22 protein-coding genes are annotated in these 23242 nt (G+C 44.8%); 1 reads left to right on the forward strand and 21 read right to left on the reverse strand.

The window, feature by feature from the left end:
- The first annotated feature begins 62 nt into the window (after window positions 1-62).
- The gene (locus GCWU000182_RS00295; protein ID WP_035363794.1) at window positions 63-686 is read left to right on the forward strand and encodes a lysophospholipid acyltransferase family protein; all 624 of its coding nucleotides are present in this window, start codon (window positions 63-65) and stop codon (window positions 684-686) included.
- Between the two features lie 113 nt (window positions 687-799).
- Here the strand turns inward: GCWU000182_RS00295 and nth are convergent, their stop codons facing one another.
- The 21 genes from nth to GCWU000182_RS00400 all read right to left on the reverse strand — a co-directional run bounded on the left by nth (window position 800) and on the right by GCWU000182_RS00400 (window position 23238).
- On the reverse strand, window positions 800-1432 hold the full coding sequence (nth, locus tag GCWU000182_RS00300) for an endonuclease III (protein WP_023390722.1): 633 nt from the start codon (window positions 1430-1432) through the stop codon (window positions 800-802).
- A 79-nt stretch (window positions 1433-1511) separates the two neighbouring features.
- Window positions 1512-2888, reverse strand: a complete 1377-nt coding sequence (locus tag GCWU000182_RS00305) for a DUF4832 domain-containing protein (RefSeq protein ID WP_023390723.1) — start codon at window positions 2886-2888, stop codon at window positions 1512-1514.
- A 36-nt stretch (window positions 2889-2924) separates the two neighbouring features.
- A complete protein-coding gene (locus GCWU000182_RS00310) occupies window positions 2925-3608 on the reverse strand; it encodes a DUF4956 domain-containing protein (protein ID WP_023390724.1) in 684 nt (227 codons plus the stop codon).
- Window positions 3609-3633: 25 nt separating this feature from the next.
- Window positions 3634-4368 carry a polyphosphate polymerase domain-containing protein gene (locus tag GCWU000182_RS00315; protein ID WP_035364348.1) on the reverse strand — a complete coding sequence of 245 codons (735 nt, stop codon included), beginning with the start codon at window positions 4366-4368 and terminating at the stop codon, window positions 3634-3636.
- A gap of 52 nt (window positions 4369-4420) precedes the next feature.
- Window positions 4421-6139 (reverse strand): CotH kinase family protein, encoded by a 1719-nt coding sequence (locus tag GCWU000182_RS00320; RefSeq protein ID WP_035364350.1) that lies wholly within the window; start codon window positions 6137-6139, stop codon window positions 4421-4423.
- A gap of 19 nt (window positions 6140-6158) precedes the next feature.
- Window positions 6159-7631: an exopolysaccharide Pel transporter PelG gene (pelG, locus tag GCWU000182_RS00325; protein WP_023390727.1), complete on the reverse strand. Its 1473-nt coding sequence runs from the start codon at window positions 7629-7631 to the stop codon at window positions 6159-6161.
- Complete coding sequence (gene pelF, locus GCWU000182_RS00330; protein ID WP_035363796.1) at window positions 7631-9037, reverse strand: GT4 family glycosyltransferase PelF; 1407 nt, start codon at window positions 9035-9037, stop codon at window positions 7631-7633. Before pelF ends, pelG begins: the two co-directional genes overlap by 1 nt.
- A gap of 2 nt (window positions 9038-9039) precedes the next feature.
- Window positions 9040-10872 (reverse strand): DUF2194 domain-containing protein, encoded by a 1833-nt coding sequence (locus GCWU000182_RS00335; protein ID WP_023390729.1) that lies wholly within the window; start codon window positions 10870-10872, stop codon window positions 9040-9042.
- A 10-nt stretch (window positions 10873-10882) separates the two neighbouring features.
- Window positions 10883-11809, reverse strand: a complete 927-nt coding sequence (locus tag GCWU000182_RS00340) for a hypothetical protein (RefSeq protein ID WP_023390730.1) — start codon at window positions 11807-11809, stop codon at window positions 10883-10885.
- 41 nt (window positions 11810-11850) lie between these two features.
- A complete protein-coding gene (locus GCWU000182_RS00345) occupies window positions 11851-13620 on the reverse strand; it encodes a hypothetical protein (protein ID WP_023390731.1) in 1770 nt (589 codons plus the stop codon).
- Between the two features lie 807 nt (window positions 13621-14427).
- Window positions 14428-14775 (reverse strand): 50S ribosomal protein L19, encoded by a 348-nt coding sequence (gene rplS, locus GCWU000182_RS00350; RefSeq protein ID WP_023390732.1) that lies wholly within the window; start codon window positions 14773-14775, stop codon window positions 14428-14430.
- Between the two features lie 122 nt (window positions 14776-14897).
- Window positions 14898-15629: a tRNA (guanosine(37)-N1)-methyltransferase TrmD gene (gene trmD, locus GCWU000182_RS00355; RefSeq protein ID WP_023390733.1), complete on the reverse strand. Its 732-nt coding sequence runs from the start codon at window positions 15627-15629 to the stop codon at window positions 14898-14900.
- Window positions 15619-16152 (reverse strand): ribosome maturation factor RimM, encoded by a 534-nt coding sequence (gene rimM / locus GCWU000182_RS00360; protein ID WP_023390734.1) that lies wholly within the window; start codon window positions 16150-16152, stop codon window positions 15619-15621. The genes trmD and rimM overlap by 11 nt, the downstream gene beginning before the upstream one ends.
- Before the next feature lie 80 nt (window positions 16153-16232).
- On the reverse strand, window positions 16233-17222 hold the full coding sequence (locus tag GCWU000182_RS00365) for a hypothetical protein (protein WP_023390735.1): 990 nt from the start codon (window positions 17220-17222) through the stop codon (window positions 16233-16235).
- Between the two features lie 72 nt (window positions 17223-17294).
- Window positions 17295-18272, reverse strand: a complete 978-nt coding sequence (locus GCWU000182_RS00370; RefSeq protein ID WP_023390736.1) for a hypothetical protein — start codon at window positions 18270-18272, stop codon at window positions 17295-17297.
- 109 nt (window positions 18273-18381) lie between these two features.
- Complete coding sequence (locus GCWU000182_RS00375) at window positions 18382-19392, reverse strand: hypothetical protein (RefSeq protein ID WP_023390737.1); 1011 nt, start codon at window positions 19390-19392, stop codon at window positions 18382-18384.
- Window positions 19393-19505: 113 nt separating this feature from the next.
- Complete coding sequence (locus GCWU000182_RS00380) at window positions 19506-20480, reverse strand: hypothetical protein (protein WP_023390738.1); 975 nt, start codon at window positions 20478-20480, stop codon at window positions 19506-19508.
- 187 nt (window positions 20481-20667) lie between these two features.
- Window positions 20668-21630 carry a hypothetical protein gene (locus GCWU000182_RS00385; protein WP_023390739.1) on the reverse strand — a complete coding sequence of 321 codons (963 nt, stop codon included), beginning with the start codon at window positions 21628-21630 and terminating at the stop codon, window positions 20668-20670.
- Window positions 21631-21677: 47 nt separating this feature from the next.
- A complete protein-coding gene (locus GCWU000182_RS00390) occupies window positions 21678-21941 on the reverse strand; it encodes a KH domain-containing protein (RefSeq protein ID WP_023390740.1) in 264 nt (87 codons plus the stop codon).
- Window positions 21942-21976: 35 nt separating this feature from the next.
- A complete protein-coding gene (rpsP, locus tag GCWU000182_RS00395) occupies window positions 21977-22240 on the reverse strand; it encodes a 30S ribosomal protein S16 (RefSeq protein ID WP_023390741.1) in 264 nt (87 codons plus the stop codon).
- A gap of 95 nt (window positions 22241-22335) precedes the next feature.
- Window positions 22336-23238 carry a metal ABC transporter substrate-binding protein gene (locus tag GCWU000182_RS00400; RefSeq protein WP_156905299.1) on the reverse strand — a complete coding sequence of 301 codons (903 nt, stop codon included), beginning with the start codon at window positions 23236-23238 and terminating at the stop codon, window positions 22336-22338.
- Window positions 23239-23242 lie beyond the last annotated feature (4 nt).

Consider the following 23242-nt stretch of genomic DNA (forward strand, 5'->3'; position numbering starts at 1 on the left):
TTGAGTTTCGCTCCATGACTTGATATGATGATAGTAACATATATTGAGTGAAGGAGCTACTTATGCTATATAATTTCTTATTAACTTTTATCCGCTTCATTTTCCGCCTAATCAATGGCCGTGAAGTGGTCCAAGGATTAGAGAATCTACCTAAGGATCAACCCTACATTATTGCCGCAACCCACCGGTCCTTGACTGATCCCTTGTTTGTAGCCTTTGAGACCTATCCTCATCAGATTGCCTTTATGGCCAAGGAAAGTCTCTTCAAGTTCAAGCCACTGGGCTGGCTCTTCCGTAAGGTCAATGTCTTCCCCGTCAATCGCGACAAACCCTCAACCAGCACTATCAAACATGCGGTTAAGATTATGAATGAAGATGGCAAGATTCTAGGAATCTTCCCTTCAGGCTCTCGTCATACTACTGAGATTAAGGGTGGGACAGCCTTCATCCAAAAACTCAGCAAACAAGCTATCGTGCCTTGTGCCATCCAACCACCTATCGGCTTCAAGCAATTCTTCTTGCGCCGTCGTTGTAAAATTGCCTTTGGTGCCCCAATTCCTTACCAAGAAGGTGTCAAGTACGACAAGGACAAGTTAGCTCAAATCGATGCCCAATTGGCTGAAGAATTTGCCAAATTAGATCATCAACTAGATCCTAACTATCACTACCAACCACGCAAAAAATAAAGCATATCCACTCCCATTATATCATATAGGATATAATGGGAGTTTTTTTCATTCAAAAGACCCTGGCAATTGGAAGGTACTCCAACTGCCAGGGTCTTGACTGATTTTATTGATTATTCTAAGCCTTCAAAGAGAAAATCAATGGGCTTAGGATTCTTAGCGGTACTGTAGTAGCGGCCGAAAAAGAGAATAGCATGGTGAGCCTGAGCCCAATCTTCCTTGGGGATAATTTCCATCAAGGCTTCTTCTACCTCCAAAGGAGTGGCATTGGCTGGCACAAAACCTAAACGTTTGGCCACCCGATCCACATGGGTATCTACCGCCAAGGCCGGAATGCCAAAACCTACAGCCAAGACCACATTGGCAGTCTTACGACCAACCCCTGCCAAGTCCATGAGCTCCTTGCGGGTTCTAGGCACTTCCCCACCATAGCGCTGCATCAACTGCTCGCAGCATTGATAGATAAACTTGGCCTTATTGCGATATAGGCCAATGGTTTGGATATAGGGCTCTATTTCCTTAGGCGAAGCTTGCAAGAAGGCTTCCGGTGTAGGAAAGCGTTCAAACAAGGCCGGCGTCACCTTATTGACCGAGACGTCGGTGGCTTGGGCACTCAACATGACCGCAATCAATAATTGAAAGACATTGTCATGGATGAGTTCGCAATGGGCGTCCGGATATAGGGCTTGAATTCTCTTGACAATCACCCTAGCTTTGTCCAAGGGCATGGTAATCTTGGCTGACATAGCATTTCCTCCTGATAGTCTGGCAAATTCCCCTCTATTATAGCTCAGGCCTCCGTCGCAGCCAAGCGACTTGCTTATCCTATTGGGCAGGGAAAAGAACCGTCCGACCTGCTTGGGCATCATAGCCTGGCATAGCCAAACGCAGGGCATCCTTACCAGTCATAGGGTCCACAATGCCTAGGCTGTATTGATAATGCCCTGCCTGAGAACTTTCTTGGGTCGATAGTTTTAAGGCCACACTCACCTTCTCTTGGCGCCCGGGCACTAGCTGAGACAAGGTCAGCGGCACTTCAATCTTTTTAAGCTCTTTACCCTGATTATCTTGAAGATAGAGGTATACCGGCCAGTCATAGTAGAAAGGCGCAGCCCCCTTATTTTCAAAGGTCAAGGTCATAGTCTGCTCTTGCCCTTTTTGCTCTAGCTGAGCCTGAGAGACATAGATTTGATAACCTAGTTGGCTGAGTATTTGCTGATAGGCTGTCCGGCCTAAATCAGCTTTGGGCGCCTTGGGCCCAATAAAGGTCATATGCGAGGCTTTGACATGCTTCAAGACTTCTTTGAGTCTTGACCCCATCAAGTCTTCCATAGAGTGGGCGCTGGTCATTTCGCCACCAATAGCGACGGTCTTCCAAGCCTGTGGCATGGCAAGCAAGCTCTTATTTTGAGTCTGGTCATAGACGCCCCCACGTCTAATCCAGTCAAGCCACTGGCTGGTATTGAGGGCTTCCCCGACCATGTCATTATAGAGCCCCAATTGATAGGTCTGACCCCATTTAAAAGGCCGGCGCATGAGAATCTGGGTCTTAGGAAAAGCCGTGCGCCAAGGCGCCACGTAACCTTCCAGAATGTCTTCAGACGGTAACCTTTTGAGTCCCTTTTCATAGTTGACATGCCACTCGCCCCAGTGGCCGACACTGCCCAACTCAATGAAGGAGACAAAGCCATCCTGCCCCCAACGCTGCCCCATGGCAGCCACCGCCTTATCATGGGCTTTAATCAGGGCCTCTTGACTATAGTCTGGCGAAAAGCCTTGGCCATAATCGGTTTGATACCAGTCACCGGCGCCCTTAATACGTTGGTAGAGCCAATCTGGAATATCCTGATGGCGGTCTTGGCCAGGCATATCCAGTACAAAGCGCAAAACCAGATGCTTGCCTTCTTTGCGCCAACGGTCAAACTGATTGGCCTTCTCAATGGCCTCAAAATCAAACTTGCCTTCCTCTGGTTCCAGCTCCTTCCAAGTCACATCCACATAGAGGAGCTGCACATCAGCCTCTACTTGGGATTTTTCAGCCTGGAGGGCATAGCCCATGAGGGGGTTGCCTGATTCAGGATCTTGCCAGTCAAAGCTAGCCTCTCGCAAAACTTGGTCTTGGGCATTCACTCGACTGGCTTGGGTCAGACTGACCACTAGCAAAGACACCATGGCCACCCAGCTTAGAAAATGTTGTCGCATATGCTCCCTCCTAGTTGCTAGCTAGCTTTTAAGCGACTAGCCATGATACTCGCCATTGTACTGAATTAAGGTTATATCTTCCACGTCCTCAAGGGCTTGGATTTTCTCCATAAAGAGGAAATCATTTTGTGACTTACAGAATACCTCAATAGCGGCTTCGATACTGCCGTCTTTGCGCATGGTGCGAGACTTGATGAAGAATCTCATTTTACCAAAGGCTTGCACAATGGCATCCCCTGTTTCTAGGCCTTTGTAGTGAATGACTGCAATGTAGACCTTGCCAGACTCCTGACGGAAATAGAAAACTACAATCATGAGAATCACAATCAAGGCCGCACAGACCGACAGCACAAACATACCAGCCCCTAGCGTAATACCCGAGGTAATAGCCCAAAAGAGATAGAGCAAGTCCATGGGGTCCTTTACTGCCGTCCGATAACGCACAATAGACAGGGCCCCGACCATCCCCAAGGAAATAACCACGTTGGTCGAAATAGCTAGAGTCACCATACAAGTCAGCACCGTCATCCCAACCAGTGTCACCGCGAAGCTACGCGAGAAAACCACGCCAGTATAAAAGCGACGATAGACAAAGTAGATAATGCAGCCCATAACGAAAGCCAGCAAGAGCGAGCCAATCAGTTTGGGCAAGTTTTCAGCAGCAAAACGCTGCGTTTCGATAAATGAACGTTTAATAACGTCTTGGACGCTAGTATTCATTCAAACCCCTCCTTCATCGACCAAATTAGAAATGCTCATGGTCGAACCAATAATTGAAGCCATGTTTATAGGCTGTCTTTTCATAGCAGAGCACGTATTTAGAGACTGCCGTATACTCCAAGGCTCCAGTCGGCACCAACTGACGCACGATTTGTGGCATAAGTTCCGTATATTTGACTTCTAGAATTAACTTGTCAGGCGGCAAGACCGGCAAGGTGGGCAACTTAGCGTCAAAAATATCAAAGGAACCAACCGCCGCACGCACATCTGTATCGAAGGTTACCCGCACCGTCCCAGCATCTAGAATCCAAGGCTCTCGTTCGTAGTCCACAATGACGCGCGGACGCATCATATTGGTCACGCACTCGATATAGAACTCACGCGCTAGGGAATGAGGACTTTGCTTAAGAAAATCATAGTGGCCTAGCAAAATATCCTCTACCTGGGCCCGTGTCAGCGGCGCACTTTCCTTATAGATATAGGCGCCGAATTTCTTCTTACGTTCAAGCCGAATATAGTGGTCCTGAAAGTTATAGATACGAATCCGATACTTCTTCCGCATCAGAACCCCGGCATCTTTTTCTTCGTAGGCAGATTGCCAGTAATCATCAAAATAGAGACTGCGAATAGTATAGCCGTCGCCCTTGACATGCTTGTCCAAGGCCAAAACAGGCGACAGACGACGTCGCAAACTGTCCTGATCATGATAGGAAATCAGATACTTGTTCTCATGTCGATAAGTCTCTCCAGAGGCTTGAATTTCTTCTTGCCAAGTCAAGTTTTGAGACTGCCCCCACAGGGAGCTTAAAAACTTATTCTTCATAAACATCCTCACTAATCTTCCCATCAGACTGAATGAAGAAACTCTTAACGCCGAAGTGTTTACCCGCTTCTGTGACATAGTAGTCGAAGGCATCGCGGCTCTCCCCAGCTTCATTAGTAGCTGTCACACGAGCAAAATAGTGCCCTTTTTCCGGCATGTCTAGGACTGTCTCAGGAAGAGTTAAGCCTTCCTCTGTATGGATGACGTCTTTGAATTCGAAGTCTTTGGCTACTTCAACCTTATAGGTTATCTTTTGCCCCTTCAAATCATAAGCCGCATCCCAACGGACTTTAAGTTTGCCATTCTCGTCCTTCTCAGGAATCCCGATAAAGAACGGCATTGGCTTCTTAAGGCTGTCCAGATAGTCCTGATAGTTGCTCTCAATTTCTTGCGGAATTGCCGCTGCTACTTCCTCATATTGGCTAGGCGTCAAACCTAGGTGCGTGCTATCAGGTTCCTTGGTTACATATGGCTGGACGGTCGCCTGATACTTGGCTACTTCTTGACTCAGATAGTCAGGCGTCAACTTGCTTCTCAAATCTTGAATGGCATCATCTAATTCCTTTCGGAATGTTTCAGACTTAAGGGCGCGTTGGAAAAGACGGTTCCCCCAATAGTTGCTGATACCAGACTCCCAGGAAGTCTTACCCGCAAACTGCTCAATCTCATATTCCTTCTTGAAGAAGGCAGAATCATGATCCCAGGGGATAAAATACCAACGCTGACTGTTCTGCGGGCTATAGAGATAGACATTCCGACTCTGAGTATCGGTGTTACCAATTAAAATCTGGAAGGCCAACCAGTAGGTCAAATTTTCTCGATCAAAGTAAGTATCCAAGGTCTGCTCAATGGGTTGGTCCAAATCATTGACTGCCTGTAACATCTCAATCAATTTACGATGATCGTGATCACCCTTAATTTCTAGCAACTTCTCAAAGGCTTGCTTATCGAAGTCTGGATCATTTTCTGGTTTAATGACCTCTTCATAAGGCAGAAATTCAAAGAAGTTGACCTTATAGAGTTGGGCATTACTATCCAGACCATGTGCCTTTAGGCCAGCCCCATTGAGCTGTTCCACTTGGGTATAGAGGCCATAATCCACAAATTTATCTGGCTCAGAACCATTTTCATCCTTAACATAGAGATGAACAAATTGTGTCCGTAAACCCATGATTTGAGGAATGCCACGAATCAAGTCATAAGCCAACTTGTTACGAAAACGCAGGCCATCAGTTTGGTGCTTATTAAGATTGAGGGTCCGCTGTCCTTGCCAGCTCCCCTTATTCTTCTTAAGCTTAATCTTGTAGTTTTTCTGTTGGTTACGGCTGGAAGTCTGACCCCGAACCTGGACCGTCGCATTCGGTACTGTTTCATTGTAACCCACCTGACCTGCCAAGGGACCCGAGTCATCCCCTGCCTGTAAGATGGCCGCCACTTGATAACGTGGCACGCCCCATTTCTCGTAATCATAAGCAGAATAAGTATTGATTTCTTCCCAGGTGTGGTTGGTATTTTCTGACTCGACGCCTGACTTAATGGTCAGGTAGAGGGTCTTAACCGACTGAGGGTCTTCTTGATAAAGCAAGTCCTTATCTCGCAAATGATAGTTACTTTCGGCAAATTCGACAGTATTCTCCTGACTGACCGAGGATGATGTGCTAGTTTCTTCTTGACTACAGGCTCCTAGGACACACGTCGCTAGAATCATCACCAGAAGCCCCGCAAGTTTAGGATTTTTTGGTGGCACGAGCGCCCACCCCTTTCAGATAATCATAAAGTCGACTGAATAAGCCTTCATGTGTTATTAAGGTCATCGGCTGGGCACTAAGTGTATAGTACATTAACTTCTTAGTAAAGCGGTCGAGACGCCAAAGAGCCAGCAAGAAGAAAATACTTGCGGCTACTAAAAAGCCAAAACCTAGAAAAGCACGATTGAAGAATTGCGAGGCCATGGTAAAGACTGGCGAGGCAATAGCGAAACTAGTAGCAGCCATCAAGGCTCCTTGATAGTCCGTAAAGTACAAGAGCATGGACAAGAGGACATTGGCAATGGCATAGATTCCATAGCCAACACACAGAATCCGGAAGTAGCCTCGCATGAGGTCATTAATCCCTAGTGGTAGGACATCCAAGAGCGCATTCCCAGCAGAAATGGCTAGGACCGTTACGAACAATTGCTTCCAAGCCAAGGCAAGGAGTTCTCGAATCATAACCGTAATCATCTCAACTTCTGCTTCCTTAATATCAGCAAGCGTCCCTTTCTCATTGAAAAGTCCATAGTAACGCTGATATTTAGGATAGAAATGGACCTCGGTTGCTAAGGCGAAGTTGATGGTCGTTACTAAAATTGTTAGGAAAGCCAAGAGTACCGGCACATCATAGACTTGAGAGGCATAGAAGAGACCTTTGACACGGCTCCCCCAGGGACCAAACCAGACCACAAAGATGTGGCCAAAAATCCCGATATGCAAGAAGAAACCAATCAAGGTCAAGTCGAAGAACTTGTCCATCCATTTGAAGAAAAGGAAGGACTCCTTTAGCATATCCAAATCCAAAGGGAAATAACGTGCCAGCAAGTAGACAATCCCCAGAAACATAAACCCATAACCCACGCAGACACTCAGCAAGAGCGCCGTTAAGGCTGGAAACTTAATGGCTAAGAGGCACCAACCTACCAAGAATGTCAGGACACTTGCTGCCAAAAAGGCTAAGAGAATGGACTTATAATCTTTGAGGGCGGTCAGATACTGGACCCCATTCCAGACAAAAATCAATTCCATAAATAAGATCAAATTCAAGACTAACTGAACAGGCGTTAAGCCAGAAAATATGAGAAATGGCGTATATAATAAGGCCCCTATTCCAATCATAGTAGCCGAAGAGCCCCAAAAAGATGGAATAATATAAGCTTCTTTCTCTTCATAAAGCATATCCGAGGCAAAACGCGTCACTGCATAAGAGAAGAAAGAATTGACTGTCAGAGAAGCTAAGATAGCGTAAGTAATCATACTAGTCAAGAAATCTCGATCTAAACGATTGAGGCCCACATAACCTGCCAAATAAGAAATCCCAAAGATTAAGGTTCCCCCAAGGACCATGGGGCCAGCATAGATTACGCCCGTATAGCCATAGGCTTTGGCACGTGAGAAGAGGCCTTTTTGGTCAAAGACCTTACGTAGTTCAAATCCAATCCCTGCCATTAGGCACTCACCTCCTCATACATGGCCAAATAACCCTTGAGCATACGGTCATATTGATAATAACGTTGAACACGTTCCCGCCCAATGGCGCCCATTTTGAGTCGATCTTCTTGCGAACGACACATGGCTTCCATGGCATCCGCCAAACCCTTTTGATAAGTTGGCGGCACAATATAGCCCGCTATTCCTAAGTCATCACCAGGTCCGCCTTCTAACAGTTCCCGACAGCAACCCACATCGGTTGTCACACAAGGACGACCTGATGCCAGTGACTCTAAGACTGATAAAGGCTGAGCCTCCGAGATGCTGGTCAGAATGGTAAAGTCTAAGTTTTCCATATAGGAAACTATGTCCACCCGACCCGTAAAAATCACATTATCCAATTGCATTTGCTTAACCAAGTCATAGCATTCTTGGGCATATTCCTCATCATCCACGCCACCCATAATATGGAGGCGAACATTATCAAGCCGGTTACTTAACTCGTAGAAGGCATAAAGCATGGTCTTAATATCCTTAATAGGTGCCAGACGCACAACCGCTCCAATATCTACCACACCATCTGGAATCTTGGCAGGAACAGAAGCAAAGCGTTGGACATCAATCCCATTCTCTACCACACGGCAACGTGCTGGATCACATCCAATCTCAATTTGAGTCAAACGCGCTTGGGTGAAAAGGCAAGAGATGATTTGGGCACGACTGTAAATAATATCCGATAACATGTAGAAAAACTTAATCCAGTGTTCCTTCATACTTGGTAACACCCAGCTAGAGCGGATGATTTCTTCCTCTCGCTCCCGGGTATAGATACCGTGCTCACTCAACAAGATAGGCTTATCGTAGCGATATTGGCCTAAAAGCGCCAAAATTCCACTATAGCCAGTTGAAATAGCATGATAGACATCTGCCTGAGGAACAGACTGGCCTAAGAGATAGAAGACAGGCAAAAGCATCGAGCGAATGGTATGGAACACTTCAGCAAAAGCGTTATAGGCATATTGCTGCTGAACCATTTCCACCATCATCTCAAGGAAATTCTCACTCTGGAGGAAGTCAACAGGGTTCAGTTTCTTATCCTGATAGAGCTGGCAAAGCACCTGCCAATCAGGCCGACCTGTCTCCATGACCTGTCTTAGGGCGTCCAGTTCAGAGGCCGTAAAATGATAATCAAAGAGTCGCTTACTTGGCGCCACATGTAGCGCATCATCTAGGAATACTTCATGGACTTCAACCACATTATCTGGTAACTGGTAGACAAATTGTCCTTTTGATTTGGACTTAGCCCCAATCACCCAGAGGACAAATTCGTGTTGAGGCATATTTTGGATATATTGATGCATCCAAGTTGAGACCCCACCATGGACATAAGGATAGCTTCCTTCTAAAATCAAACAAATTCTCATCCTTATTCCTCACTCCAGTCCATGGTGACTTTGGCTTGCGTTGCTTTCAAGAGATAGAGATCCCCCGTTAAATGCGTCAGGGTTCCACCATTTACATGACTTCCCACTTGACCTTCATTGATACGCACAAAGAGATAAACCTCATCATAGAAATGCTCAAAAGTCCATTGGATACCAGTAGAAGTCACCTCTTGCTTAGGTGCTAAAGCCGCATAACGCTGTACTGCCCCAGATAACTGTGAGCCTGTGAGGTCACGTAGACTTGGTGCTGATTCCTTGAGCCAACTAATATAGTGTTCCAAGTTCTTCTTGAGAGTACCCCAGCCTAGTTCAGCCCCTCGATCAGTGTCCAAAGGATCATCCGGATGGATAAAGTGACTATTAACGAAATGCAGATTAAGCTCAGAGAAAGCCGCTAGCTGCATAAAATCATCAATTATCCCACCCGAAATAACACGAGGCTGTTCTACCATACCATCGGCAGCCCATTCAAATTCTTGCGCGTAGGCGAAATCCCCGGGGAAATAAGTACTGGCAATGGTTTTAACTTCCGGTATCTCGTGGGTCAATACTGCTCGACCTTCCGGTGACAAAACATTGGAAGGTGGAACATAGACCGATTTTTCCACATTAGGGAAGAGTTGTTCATTAAAGCGAACTAATTCCTTCATGGCCGATATCATAGCGGATTTATCCCAGGTATGATAAGAGTAAACTCCTTTATAGTCTAAGCTCTTAGGTGAAAGAGGTTGGTGGTTATAACCATGATACCCAATTTCACCACCTGAACGCAGCAACATATTCCCAAAATAAACGAAGCGGGCAATATCTTCCTGGTCATGAACTTGGCCAGAAGTGTCATCTTCGTAGTTTTCAATCGTTGCGCCGGTATACTTAATCCCGTATTTATCAACAAAACTTAGCATGTCTACCCACCAAATATTGGTGTAGAAGTCCGCCACATTGAGATTATAGTCCCGCTTGACGTACTTACCATCACCACTCGGTACTGGCGCTGGAAAGTCATCCAGATAGAAGGCCGATCCGTTAATAACTGGATAACTTGAAACCTTGCCTAAAAGGCTAAAAGAAGCCGCATAAAGTCCCCGAGTCACCTTGTTATAGATTCCAAAGTTATCAATCACAAATTTGCCTTTACCATAACGATGTTCCCAAATCAGAGGTAAGAGCCCCTGACCTTCCTTGCGACTGACAAGAACCTTAGCCTTGTCCGACAGGTCCACCTTAAGCGCTGAGTCAAAGGGTTCCTCAATCACATACTCTCGGCCACCGCCAATCATGAAGTCTGGTTCTACGTAAAACTTGTCTACCAGTCCATGGTCAGCTTGAGACTGTTCAATCCCAAGCGCCTGTTCAATTAAGGACAGGCGACTAGATTTTTGAAGGGTCAAGGCAAATTGAGCATAGCCTCCTGCCTCTACCCAGTCTCGTAAAGCTACGAGCTCATCATCTAGATCATCTAACTGGGAAATCAACATCACGACCTTCTCGTAGCCAGACAAATCCGGAAAAGAATCCTTGGCAATATCAATCTGCTTGTAGCCGACCTTCATGTCCTTAAGAATTTGTTGGAATTGCTCCTTGGCTAAGTTACTAGATGGATCGCGACTATCCGTCACAACCAGTGTATTAACCGGCACTTGGGCTTGGGCTTGATCTGCTGTCACAACTGGCCCCGTCAAGTAAGTAAAGGGTTGTTTTTGGACTTGATAGCCAATCCCTTGGCGTTCAATAAACAAAGCTATAGCCAAGACCAAAAAGCCAATAAAGACTAAAACTAGGCCTCTATATCTAAATTGTTGCCATTTTTTCATGCAATCCCCCCTATGCTTGAAGTCGCCAAGCGTCAATGATTTGGCGATTATGGCGTGACAAATAGACTTGTCGTGTCTCAATATCTTGGTAGAATTGCTGCAAACCTAATCGATCACCTTGAGCGACCAAGGCCTGAAACTGAAAGACACGATAAGCTTCTTCCATTGGCCATTGAACTTGGCAGTAATCCAAGATTTGGCGCAGGCGCTGTCCTTCTCCTAGCGCTAGATACTGACCGCCTAACCGAAGATAGTCCTTTAATTCATGGCTAATCGCCACTTTACGTCGCAATAAATCAATGTATTGGCGTCGTGAGCTCTCAGCAAACTTTCCAGCTACTAGGCCAGATGCCAAATAGTCTTCTAGAGCTAGACAGAGCTTCTCCAAAATGTCAATATCATCCGGCTGCTTAAGCAATTCTTGCTTAAGTTCTTGTATCTTTAAATCATATTCCTTATGTAACTCGGCTAGCATAACTGTCGCATAATGGACTACTTCCACGTCTTCATTCATACGCGCTTGCTGCAACAAAGCGACGACATTGCTTGGTTGGTCCTTGAGCATACTCATGGTCAATTCGCGCTTGATAGCTGAATCATTGAGTAAAAGTGCTTCTTCAATTGGCACCCATAAGCGCACATCCTCAGATGATTGTAGAGAAATCGGTGCTTGGTCTTCTTCATCCGATAGCTGCTCGTCCATATCCTGAGCGCTTGCTTCCTGCTGACTCACCACAATAGACTGGAAGCCTTCACGACTATACATGCGCCAGTAGACTAAGGCAACCGATAATGGGCCTATGTATGGCATCAAAAGAATCGGTAGCCATAAAATTGGATGTAAAGTAACCTTGCGGGCCAGCATCTGCCGATAGAGGCCGTAAGCTAGGATGCCGTGTCCTAGTAATAAGACAAGCAAAATTAAGGTCGGTAGCATAATGGTTTCCCCTTCTTTTCTTTCTTGCTAGTTGTCATCGGTTAGCGACCATTCACTTCCAAGGCGTGTTGGAAAGCTATTTCGATTAAACCAAAGATGACACGGAGTTGGTTATAATGAGCCAAATCCATCGGATCTAACTGGCCTTCTTGTAAACCGATGACAATGACTAACTGACTACGGTAGCGTAATCCAGCAACATAATGTGGCAAATTAGGATCTAGTTGTCGATTAAGCCAAAGCTCCCCCGACATTAATGGCTCTGCCAATTGACCCAGTGCCCCATCTAAGAGCGGGGTCGTCAAGGTCTGACTCAGGCCAGGAACTGCAGCTAATTGGTTGGCACCTGTTACTTGATAGAAGACTAAAGCCATTGGATCTACTAATTCTACTAGTAGTTCTTGAGCTACCTTAAGTACCGCTTCCGGTGTTGCTTGGTTAAGTCGCTCCACCCAACTATATAGACGGCCATAGGAATCCCGTCGCCCCATAATTTGCTTTTTCAAACTGGATTTTTCAAGTAGCATATCGCGATAGAGATGGCGAACTAGATGTCCTTTATCCCGCAGCAGCTGGTTCTCTCTGGATAAGACTGCTTTGTCCTGTAAGGCTTCTGCCCGTAAGCGTCCTACCATGGCCCCTGTTACCAAATAGACTACAAAAGGCACCCAGTTGAGTGGGTCGTAGAATACGGTAATCCAGTTATTTCCTGAAGTGATGTAGACATAGAGCAAGCCAATAGAGGATAAACTAGCTGCTAATAAGCCCATCGATATACCGCCCGTCATGGCCATCATCACAATGAAAAGCAAGCGGACATCAATCACTCGGAACTGTTGTTGGTTACTTAATAAGAGCGCGAAGATTTCTGACAGCCCAAATAAAAGCAACAATTCTAGAATACGAACAAGGGTTGGATGAAGTCCCATCCAGGTCTTCAAGTCCTGCCACCAAGCAAAGATAGACGTATTGACCTTACCTAGGTAGGATTCTTTTAAAATCCCTTGCCAGTCTTCAAGTGGATTCAACTGAGGGAACCAACCATAGCGTGTCCGTAGTGAAGGTTCCGTCACCTGGCTAGCATCAACTTGCTGCAAATTACCTTTGGTAAAGCTGATTGGTACCTTGGGCTGTAAGTGATGCATACTTAAGGCTAAATCTTGATAGGTCAATTTGAAGCTATTTGGCACCAGTAAGAGTTCTGATTCATCCGTCCAATCATCCAAAACCTTATGCAATAAGCTAGCCAAATCATGAATATGTAAGAAGAGAAAGTCACTCTCTCGATTTTCTTTGAAACGTGCAGGCTTACCGGCAGCCCATTGGCTAAAGATCCGATCCAAATAGTCAGGTAATAAATGGTCTGCATAGAGATGTAGCAGGCGAATGACTTTGACTGCTACTCCATGGTCATGCCCTTCGAACAAACAGAGTTGCTCATAGCTTTGCGCCAATTGGGTGCCCTGTTGCTTATCTTGATAGCCAGCTTGCGGACCTTCCAAATAACAAAAGCGCTGAATTTTATGGGTTTTACAAGCTGTTAGTAACTGTTGAAGTGATTCCCCTTCCCCAACTTCCTGAGAATGTAAGGTTAGGAAGTTTGAGAAGAAGACTACCTGGTCAATATCATAGGTGTCAAAAATCTCCTCCAAGGCCCAGTCCTTATTATCAGGAGATAGCACCGTCAAACGTTGGCGATAGGAAGATTTTAGGTCGCAGGCTCCCAAAATAATGACACGCATGTCGGGAAAGGCTTCTTGGATAAATTCTCGCGTCAGGTACCGCGTGTTTCCAGTTACAAGTATGTTCATGATTGTTTCTTACCCCTCGAATTTCTTTTGTGGCAGCGTCTCCTTGTAATTGCCGAAACCGCCTATAATCATCACAATATAAATAGAAATGAATTTGTCAGTTATAAGACGGAATTACAAAATAAAATCTTAGTTGCTTATCTTTAAGCACCTTGATAGACCCTACCCTAAGGTCGGCCCTATTATATCATTCTATAAATGTAGGTCAAAGGTTATCTCATTTTGGTAGAGGGTCGTTACCAAAAAGTAATCCTTCCGTAACAAATTTCCCTACTTTTTTGGTGATTTCATCACAACCTTACTTTATCCTCACTTTCCTCTCATAATCGACTTTGTAAACGTTGTCTGATTTTTGACAGAAACTTTATGCCATCTAAAATTGCATTGGCATATACAAAATACCTAAATTCTATTTTTGGTAGCGTCAAAATAATATCTATCATTTGAATACTAACAATCTCATGGAACAATTTTTTGTTCCAACTATTAATAAATAAATGGAGATGTCTATTTATAAATGCCAATCTTAGCGTCTCAACGTCACTTATTAGGCTGGCATGAACATAAAATAAAGACAAGATTCAAAGATATTTTAGCGACTTTAACCCTAAAAAGGACTAGACAAAAAAATGTCATTCTTATTCATCTAACAAAAGTTACTATTGATAATATAAGCTAGTATCTAATTGGATAGTGACAATGCTCCTTTACTCACCTAGCGACTTCACTTCATAAGCTTCAAGTAAACAAAAAAAAGAACCCCAACCGTCCAAAGACGATTGATGGTTCTTTTCTTGCTTCGGTATGTTAGCGGCCTCTTTCTTTGATACGTGCAGCCTTACCAGACAAGGCACGGATGTAGTAGAGCTTAGCACGACGTACGCGACCTTTACGAACAACTTCGATTTTAGCAACACGTGGAGTGTGTACTGGGAAAGTACGTTCAACCCCTACACCGTTCGAAATTTTACGAACTGTGTAAGTTTCGCTGATGCCAGCACCGCGACGCTTGATTACTAACCCTTCGAAGATTTGGATACGTTCGCGTGAACCTTCGACAACCTTAGCGTGTACACGTACAGTGTCACCAGGGCGGAACTCAGGAATATCGCTACGTAATTGAGCTGAGGTAATTTTTTCAATCACTTTACTCATGTTTTTTTCTCCTCTCGACTAACACTCATAACTAGCCCTAGGGCGTAGCCAGCGGAATATTGTGATATCTGCGGTTTTTCACCACTTCTAGTATTATACCAAACTCTGCCTATTTGTAAAGCCTAATTGACATTTTTTTCGGCTTGAATTTCAGCTAGCCACTTGCATTCTTCTTTGGACAAATCGGCCTGCTCTAGAAGGTCTGGACGGCGCTCCAAAGTCCGGCGAATAGCTTCCTTGCCCTGCCACTGGCGAATCTTATCATGATGGCCACTGAAGAGTACCTCTGGCACCTCCATGCCACGAAAATCTCGTGGACGGGTATATTGAGGATGCTCTAAGAGTGACCGTTGGTGGGACTCGCCCACAATGGACTCCGCATTGCCTAAGACTTCAGGAATCAGGCGCACGGTAGCATCGATCATAATCATGGCCGGCAGTTCCCCATTGGTTAAGACATAGTCCCCCAGTGAAACTTCATCGGTTACAAAAGACCGCACCCGCTCGTCAAAGCCCTCGTAGTGACCACAAATAAAGACCAACTGCTCCGCCTGAGACCATTCCTGGGCCAAACTCTGACTAAATGGCACCCCGGTTGGATCCATCAGAATAATGCGGGCATTTTCCTTGGGTGCGATATGTTCTAGCATATGAACAATGGGATCCACTCGTAACAACATACCTGCCCCTCCGCCAAAGGGATAATCATCCACATGGCCATGTTTATTCACCGCAAAGTCCCGGAAGTTATGGGTCTGGAAATCAATCAGCCCCTTGGCTTGAGCTTGCCCCATCAGAGAATGGTGCATTGGCTCAAACATCTCAGGGAAGAGGGTCAAGACATCAAGCTTCATCGTCAATCAGCCCTTCCATTAGTTCAACCTTAACCTGTCCGGCCTCCAGGTCAACGGTTTTGACCACATCGCCAATAAAAGGAATTAAGGCGTCTTTGGCCTTGGGAATATTGCGTTGAACCACAAAGACATCATTAGAACCTAGCTGAAGAATTTCCTTAATCTTCCCAAGAGTCTTACCTTCTAGGGTGACAACCTCCAAGCCCAAGAGTTGATGATGGTAGTAGCTATCCTCTTCTAGCTCCTCTTGCTCACTCTCGTCAATGGCCAGCCAGCAGCCCTTGAAGCCTTCGACCTGGTTAATATTGTCGTAATCAACAAAACTAATGAGCCATGTCCCCTTATGGATGGCCGCCTTAGCAACTTGAACACTGGCTAGCGGTTGGGAATTCAAATCCTTCAGAATATAGAGGGTCTTGCCACTTGCAAAGCGCTCCTCTGGAAAGTCAGTATCGGCAATTAATTTGAGTTGACCCCGAATCCCGAAGGTATTCACAATACGGGCTACACGATAATAAGTCATACTTGTCCTCCTTTTATGCCTAATAAAAATCAGGCCTACCCTCTCAGTATACCATGAAAGGGAGCCTGATTCTAGTTGTCTTAACGACGGCCCGCTGCTTGTTTGAGGGCCATATATTCGTCCTTATGGTCAAATCCAACTAACATTTGAGGATAGCTTGCATCCAGATATTCCATCAGTCGATTTAACTTGGCTTCAGTGTCTTTAACTGTGTGTTTGGCTGGGAAGACAGCTAAGCGTTTGAAGTCTTTGGTATGGAGATAAACCACAAACTTGACGGTCTTGTAGAGGTTAAAGCGTCTGGTTTCCTTATAGACATAGCTATAGATAATGTCACGCAAGTCCACAATGGCATTCTTACGCCCCATGACAATCAATTGATCCTTATAGACATAGACGCCCAAATGCTTCTCGTAGTAGGTCGCACCCTTACGTAAGGCTTGTTCATCTTGACCTAGCTCAGGGAAGGTTACTAAGAGTTGGTCGTAGAAGCGTTTATTGCTTGCATAACGGAAGACTGCATAGGCTAGGAAACCTAAGCCTACTAAGGCAGTCCCTGCAGTCATAATGGTACCAGTGCTTTCAACACTAGCAACACTTGTTAGATTGAGTTTCTTAATCTCAAATTCCTTATTGTCTGTCACTCCAGGCTCTTGCTTTTCTAGAGATTGTCTAGTGTTTTGGAGGGAAAGGCTACTGAGCTCCTTGACTTCCCCCATAATCGTAATCGGATTGGTTGCTAAGGTGCCCTTTCTTTTCGCTTCTTCTAGCTTTTTGATAATGGCTAAATCTGGCTTTGCCTCAGTCACCAGAAGGCTCTTATCATCGGCCATGACAAAGGTTTGTTCTTTTTCGTACTTGGTATCTTCAATTCTGTAAATAGCTTTTACTGCGAAGGTGGTCTTGCTACCCTTAGTGGTTGCACGCGTTTTAGGATAAACATAACCTTCACTGGCTAACTTGTCAGGTGTCGATTGAGTCGCCACATAATGGAAGAAGCCAGCCGCACTTAAAAGCAACAAACCATAAATCACAAGACTGATCACGCCACGCTTAAAGTTTGGTTTCATAGAATTCCTTCTTTCTAGTTATTATTCGTTACTTTATTATAACGAACTGCCTTTTCCTTGTCTAGCCAACTCCTAGATAGCCAAACGCTCATCAGCTAGCAGGATATGAGGATGGTGTTTTTCAAGACAGGCCATCAGACCTTCTAGGAAGGCACGCGCCTCCTTCTCTGGATAGGGGCGAAGTTTAACTGTTTCAAACTGGTCTCGGTCATAATAGAGGATTAGCCGGCTCTTCAAGCGGCCATTGTTGCTTTCATAGTTCAGATTTAAGCCCAATACCGTGCTAAGGTCAATCAAGCGCTCCTTAGCTCCTAAGACAAGGAGATAGTTACGGTAGAGATAGAGTCCCAGTTGCTTAGACTTGAACTGGCTCTGACTCACTAGTAAATCCTGGTCCTCTGCTAACTCTGGCAAGACTTGGTAAACTTGGCTCCAAAAACGTCGCATGGCACTATAGCGATAGGCTGTGAATCCCAATACCGCCAGCGCTAAAGCAAAGAAGATATAGCTGACTAACTTCATGGATTGAATATAGGTTTCCGCCTTGTCTTGATTAAGCAAGGTCCCACCTATAAAGACACGGTTGCCCGTCTTATCGGTGACATAGCTTTCGATTGATTGTAGAAATTCTTTACTCTTGTCACCGTCATCAACCATGGCTATGACATAATGGGGCTCAGTCGCTAGTTGCCTCTGGTCGCTTTTTTCTTTGAGTATAGAAAGAAGAGAGGAGTCGTCTCGGAACAAAATTGGGATATCCAATCCCCCATCACTAACGAGTAAAAGACTCATTCCGGTCTTATCATCGCGATAGACAATCTTACCTCGCTCCTTGACCACATTGCTAACGGCAGAGACATAAGTGATTCTGGTTACTGGGACGACAGTCAGACGGCTGACTCTAGAGACATTGGGATAGACCAAGCCTTGGGCACGGAGACTATCAGCGCTCGTCCCTTGGCTAATAAAGGCAAGGCCGCCCCCAATTAAGAGGCAGATAGACGCCACGATTAAATAAGGCAGGAGCTTCATTAATTTATATCTTTTCATAGTTTGTCTCCTTCCACAGCTACTATGTCTATTATACAAGAGTGTCTGTCTTATCACCACTATCAAAAAGGACCAGGTTACCCCAGTCCTTTGCTTAGTCACTTATGGCTTAGCCACGTGCTTGACGTTTTAATTCTTTATAATCGGTCGCATGTTGAACGCCTACCAACATAGATGGATAGGCTTCTTGCAAGTAAACCATGAGACGATCTAACATGGATTGCGTGAAGTCTCTTTGATAGCGACGCGGTTTGACCACAAGACGGCGGAATTGGTTATTATGCAAGTGAACTTGGAAGGTAACCACTGAATTATTGGTTTGACGGACTGCATAAGTATAGATGATTTGAGTCAAGTCGATGATACGATCATTACCCCCAATCACTACTAGGTGATTCTTGTAGACATAGAGACCTAACTCAGGGCTATGGAAATCACTGTCGGTCACTAATTTATCCAAGTCTTGAGCTAATTCTGGGAAGTGATCATACAAGGTACTGTAGAACTTAGTATTTTTCCAGTATTTCCAGAGAGCGGTAAGTAGCAATAATAGAACCGCTGCGCCTAAGGCAAAGCTTACGAAAAGCATGATGTTAAGGCGATTCTCAGCTTCTGCCACATCTAAGAGCGCAGAATCATCATAGCCTGATTTGACAGAAGCATCAACATCAGCACGTTGGATCACTTTTTCTGCAATTTGCAGGTCATCCTTACTTTTTGAGGCATAAGCCACAACGTTTAGGGGATTAGATTCCAGTTGACCAGCCTTAATCCGTTCCTCTAGGATTTTAACTACTTTGGAATCATCATGTAATACTACTGGAAAAGCCCGCTCGCCGTCAGAGACCAAGTAAGCAACCAATCCTGTATTTTTGTTTTCAGACACTACTACCCCATTTTTTGTTTTTGTGATGGTAATCTCCAAAACAGGAATAATTTCCTTAATAGTGACTGCGGTATGCCCCGTCAGAGCTTCCGTCTTAGGATAGACCAAGCCTTGTTCTACAAACTGGTCAGCACTTGAATTCTGACTCTTATAGAAGAGGAAGCCACCAAGGGCAGCGCAAATCATGGCAAAAATTAAATAAGGCCAAACATTACGTAGATTATTGCGTTTCATAACTTACCTTCTTTCTTAAATGATAAATTTATTATACTCTTTTTAGTGGGGCTTGTGAACCCTTTCCATGAAAAAGAGCCAGCCCTAAGGCTGACTCTCCCGGTGAGGGCTTATTAAAGACCTGCAGCATTTTTCAATGCTTGGTATTCTGGTGCATGATCAGCACCCACTAGAATTTCAGGGTAGTGCTGATCTACGAAGTAAGTAAAGGCATTGACATCATCATCATAGGTCTTCTTAGAGCCTAATAATGTGCTAAGAACATGTTTCTTGAAGTTCTTATCATAGGCCTCAACTGTGTAGTTAACATGGCTAGCAATGCCCTGATGAATGGTTTGTTTAACAGCCACCAGGTAGAGGACATCCTTGGCAGGCACGATGGTGTTTCGTTGAGCTAAAGCAATGAGGTGGTCCTTGTAGACATAGAGGCCACGCTTGCTGTCAGCATATTGTCCACCTGATACCAAGAGATCCAAGTTGCCTTCCAATTCTGGGAATTGGGCATAGAGATCACGATAGGCTTTCTTACGGCGGGAAACATTGAAGGCAAAGAGCCCGATGAAGAACAAGGTAATCGCACCAAAGCCATAGGCACCGTACATAAGCATTTGGGCATTTGATTTATGCTTTTGGACATCGATGAGATAGGAACCATTTAAGGACGACTGAGCTTCTGCTTTAAGGTTTTGACGAATTTTAGAGATGTTGTCCTTGGCACTTGAGTTATCAGCCTTATCCCCTGCTACAAGAACAGGACTATTAGCTAATTCACCTTTTTCCTGAGCGGCTAAGGCAGCTTTAATATCTGCATCATCCTTGGATGCTATAAGGGCAACAAGTTTATCCCCTGATTGAACTAAGTACATTCCGGCCTTATCATCACCTTTAATGGCGCCAATTTCTTGGATAGCCTCCATTTTGATGGCTACATTTTGGCCAAAATTACTTGGGAAGAGGCCACCCCGGTCCACAACATACTGCGGGCTACTTGCAATCCCACCTATAAACCACATTAAAATAGCAAATCCACCAAATAAAACGGTGAGAAAAACAGTTGCCCAAAGGCCACGCAAGTTCTTTTCCTTCATAAACACCCTTCTTTCTCCGTAAGTATAGCTCTATTATAAACCCCTTTCATAGAATTGTACAGCTATTTTCAAGCGATTTCTTACTTAATAAGAAAGATTCCCTTAACAAAAGCAATGAGTTTGATAATAGAGACTCTGAGACATATGACTTGCCAAATGAAAAAGACGCCCCAAAGGCGTCTTAAGCTTATTTAGAAGTGATTTTCAAATCAGGATAGCCTTGCCCTATCACAACTAGGAAGGTCTCCAAGTCTTCCGCCAGAGTTTTCTTGCGACCATGATAGGATCTAAAGGTATGGAATTTCCCCTTCACATCTCGTGCTCGGAAGAAGTAGTTTACTTGTTTGACCCCGTAACGGCCCTGCGAAACTACCTTATTCAAGGTCAAAGCGACTAAGTCATTTATAGGCAGAACGGCCATGCGCAGCCCCAAGCAAATCAAACTGTCTTTATAGAGGTAGAGGCCACGATAGTCATCTGCATAATCACTGGCTACTTGCAAGTGGTCAAGCTGGCCCTTGAGTTCAGGGAAAGCTTGATAAAGACGATTATAGATTTGATGGCGGCGATAACGATTGAACAAGCCCCATACGATACACAAGACAGTGGCTGCTGTAAAACCATAAGCTAGCCAATGGATGGTCCTTTGTGACTGACGATATTCTTTCATGTTGACCAGATATTCCGTCCATAGCTGATCACGGTATGGAAGACCCGTTTCACTATTATCTGCCATCGTATCTAAGAGTTTCTTGGCCGCGTCACTCTTATCCACTTCCCCAATCAGCTTGGCAGGCTCATTGAGCAGTGCGCCATAGGTCTTAAGGCGAGCAGCGGCGACATCCGGATCATCTTTGCTAGCGACCAAGACTAGGTAAGGCTTATCTGTTACTTTAGCAGCTGAGACAAGGTAGATAGCCACATTATCCTCTTCAGCCAGGAGAAAGATCGACTCTGCTTCTACCACTACATGCTTGCTCGAGCTTTCTGGGAAAGGTTCCTGGCCTGCCAAAAGAGCTTGGGGTTGGGTCGCAAGGAGGGCCAGATAAGCAAAGAACGTAAAAATTAATAAGAACAGCAAGAGGCCACTACCGGCCCATGTCCGCCAACCATATACTTCTTTAAGCTTTTTTCTTTCTTCTTTCTTCACCGATTTCCTCCTAATGAATATAGAAAAACGCCCCTAAGGGCGCTTGATTATTCTGCTGAACTTTCTTCCGCATGGTCAGCAATGACAATGCGTGACCGCTTGCGACCACGAGTCTTAACGCTGTAGACGATAGTCCGGATGGCGCGGGCTACACGGCCCTTCTTCCCAATCACACGACCTACATCTTGCGGATTCAAGTGCAAATGATACTCCATGAAGTCATCGGTCTCTACTTGTTCCACGCCAAAATCTTCTGGGTGGTCCAAGAGCGGCTTCACGATTGCAGTAATTAATGCTTCAATATTTACCATATCTCATCATCCTTTATCTAGAACACTGCTCGAGACTATTTGCTTTCGTGGAATTTCTTCATGATCCCTTTTGAAGACAAGAGGTTACGCACGGTGTCAGATGGTTGCGCACCATTTGATAACCATTTCAATGCGAGTTCTTCTTCAACTTCTAAAGTAGCTGGGTTAGTTAATGGGTTGTAGTGACCGATTTTCTCGATGATACGACCATCACGTGGAGAACGTGAGTCAGCAACAACGATACGGTAGAAAGGTGCTTTCTTAGAACCCATACGTTTCAAACGAATTTTAACTGCCATGTTAATTTCACCTCCTCAATTGATTACAGACACTAGTCTAACATATAAAAAAGCATCTGTAAAGTATTTTTACTTTACAGATGCGAAAATTTTGTTTACTTAGCTAAACCTTCTGAGATCTTATCTAAGTTATACTTCATCATAGAGTAGTAGCTGTCGCCTTCTTGGCCTTCTTCAGCAATAGAGTCAGTGAAGATTTTAGCGTAGATTGGAATACCGGTCTCGCTAGAGATGGTCTTCATTGGACGGTCATCCACACTTGATTCTACGAAGAGAGCTGATACCTTAGAACCTTTGAGCTTCTTAACCAAATCACGAATTTGGTCAGGTGTGCCTTCTTCTTCGGTGTTAATTTCCCAGATGTAAGCTGATGGTACATTGTAGGCTTTAGAGAAGTACTTGAAGCAGCCTTCGCTGGTAACAATCATTTTCTTCTCTTCCGGAATAGCATCAAACTTAGTTTTAGCTTCCTTGTCCAAAGCTTCTAACTTGGCAACATAGTCATCCAAGTTCTTTTGGTAGAAGTCCTTGTTGCTTGGATCTTTTTCAATCAGGTGTTTAGCAATGTTCTTAGCGTAAATCACCCCATTTTCTAAGTTCAACCAAGCATGAGGGTCTTCCTTACCGGTTTCGCCCTCACCTTCCAAGTGAATGACTTTCACGCCCTCGCTGACTGCGAAGTAGTCTTTATTTTCCACTCGTTTGGCATTTTCTACCAATTTAGTGAACCAAGCATTGCCCCCAGTTTCCAAGTTAATGCCATTGTAAAAGATTAAATCAGCTTGGGTAGTCTTCTTAATATCGTCAGGTAGTGGCTCATATTCATGAGGGTCTTGGCCTACTGGTACGATGGAGTGAAGATCGATTTTATCACCCGCAATGTTCTTGGTGATATCGGCGATAATAGAGTTAGTTGCGACAACTTTGAGTTTTTTATCTTGGGCGCTCACGCTTGGTACCAAACAAAACAATACCGTCAAGAGTGCCACTAATTTCATTAGC

The sequence above is a fragment of the Abiotrophia defectiva ATCC 49176 genome (assembly GCF_000160075.2).
GTDB lineage: Bacteria > Bacillota > Bacilli > Lactobacillales > Aerococcaceae > Abiotrophia > Abiotrophia defectiva.

What these genes read in the sequence shown, in the direction of transcription:
- pelF (WP_035363796.1), bottom strand. Translation starts at nt 9,037, where the DNA reads ATGAGAATTTGTTTGATTTTAGAAGGAAGCTATCCTTATGTCCATGGT.
- GCWU000182_RS00390 (WP_023390740.1), bottom strand. Translation starts at nt 21,941, where the DNA reads ATGGTAAATATTGAAGCATTAATTACTGCAATCGTGAAGCCGCTCTTG.
- rplS (WP_023390732.1), bottom strand. Translation starts at nt 14,775, where the DNA reads ATGAGTAAAGTGATTGAAAAAATTACCTCAGCTCAATTACGTAGCGAT.
- GCWU000182_RS00365 (WP_023390735.1), bottom strand. Translation starts at nt 17,222, where the DNA reads ATGAAACCAAACTTTAAGCGTGGCGTGATCAGTCTTGTGATTTATGGT.
- rimM (WP_023390734.1), bottom strand. Translation starts at nt 16,152, where the DNA reads ATGACTTATTATCGTGTAGCCCGTATTGTGAATACCTTCGGGATTCGG.
- GCWU000182_RS00380 (WP_023390738.1), bottom strand. Translation starts at nt 20,480, where the DNA reads ATGAAGGAAAAGAACTTGCGTGGCCTTTGGGCAACTGTTTTTCTCACC.
- GCWU000182_RS00375 (WP_023390737.1), bottom strand. Translation starts at nt 19,392, where the DNA reads ATGAAACGCAATAATCTACGTAATGTTTGGCCTTATTTAATTTTTGCC.
- GCWU000182_RS00340 (WP_023390730.1), bottom strand. Translation starts at nt 11,809, where the DNA reads ATGCTACCGACCTTAATTTTGCTTGTCTTATTACTAGGACACGGCATC.
- trmD (WP_023390733.1), bottom strand. Translation starts at nt 15,629, where the DNA reads ATGAAGCTTGATGTCTTGACCCTCTTCCCTGAGATGTTTGAGCCAATG.
- GCWU000182_RS00335 (WP_023390729.1), bottom strand. Translation starts at nt 10,872, where the DNA reads ATGAAAAAATGGCAACAATTTAGATATAGAGGCCTAGTTTTAGTCTTT.
- pelG (WP_023390727.1), bottom strand. Translation starts at nt 7,631, where the DNA reads ATGGCAGGGATTGGATTTGAACTACGTAAGGTCTTTGACCAAAAAGGC.
- GCWU000182_RS00320 (WP_035364350.1), bottom strand. Translation starts at nt 6,139, where the DNA reads ATGATTCTAGCGACGTGTGTCCTAGGAGCCTGTAGTCAAGAAGAAACT.
- GCWU000182_RS00295 (WP_035363794.1), top strand. Translation starts at nt 63, where the DNA reads ATGCTATATAATTTCTTATTAACTTTTATCCGCTTCATTTTCCGCCTA.
- GCWU000182_RS00310 (WP_023390724.1), bottom strand. Translation starts at nt 3,608, where the DNA reads ATGAATACTAGCGTCCAAGACGTTATTAAACGTTCATTTATCGAAACG.
- rpsP (WP_023390741.1), bottom strand. Translation starts at nt 22,240, where the DNA reads ATGGCAGTTAAAATTCGTTTGAAACGTATGGGTTCTAAGAAAGCACCT.
- GCWU000182_RS00305 (WP_023390723.1), bottom strand. Translation starts at nt 2,888, where the DNA reads ATGCGACAACATTTTCTAAGCTGGGTGGCCATGGTGTCTTTGCTAGTG.
- GCWU000182_RS00400 (WP_156905299.1), bottom strand. Translation starts at nt 23,238, where the DNA reads ATGAAATTAGTGGCACTCTTGACGGTATTGTTTTGTTTGGTACCAAGC.
- GCWU000182_RS00370 (WP_023390736.1), bottom strand. Translation starts at nt 18,272, where the DNA reads ATGAAAAGATATAAATTAATGAAGCTCCTGCCTTATTTAATCGTGGCG.
- nth (WP_023390722.1), bottom strand. Translation starts at nt 1,432, where the DNA reads ATGTCAGCCAAGATTACCATGCCCTTGGACAAAGCTAGGGTGATTGTC.
- GCWU000182_RS00345 (WP_023390731.1), bottom strand. Translation starts at nt 13,620, where the DNA reads ATGAACATACTTGTAACTGGAAACACGCGGTACCTGACGCGAGAATTT.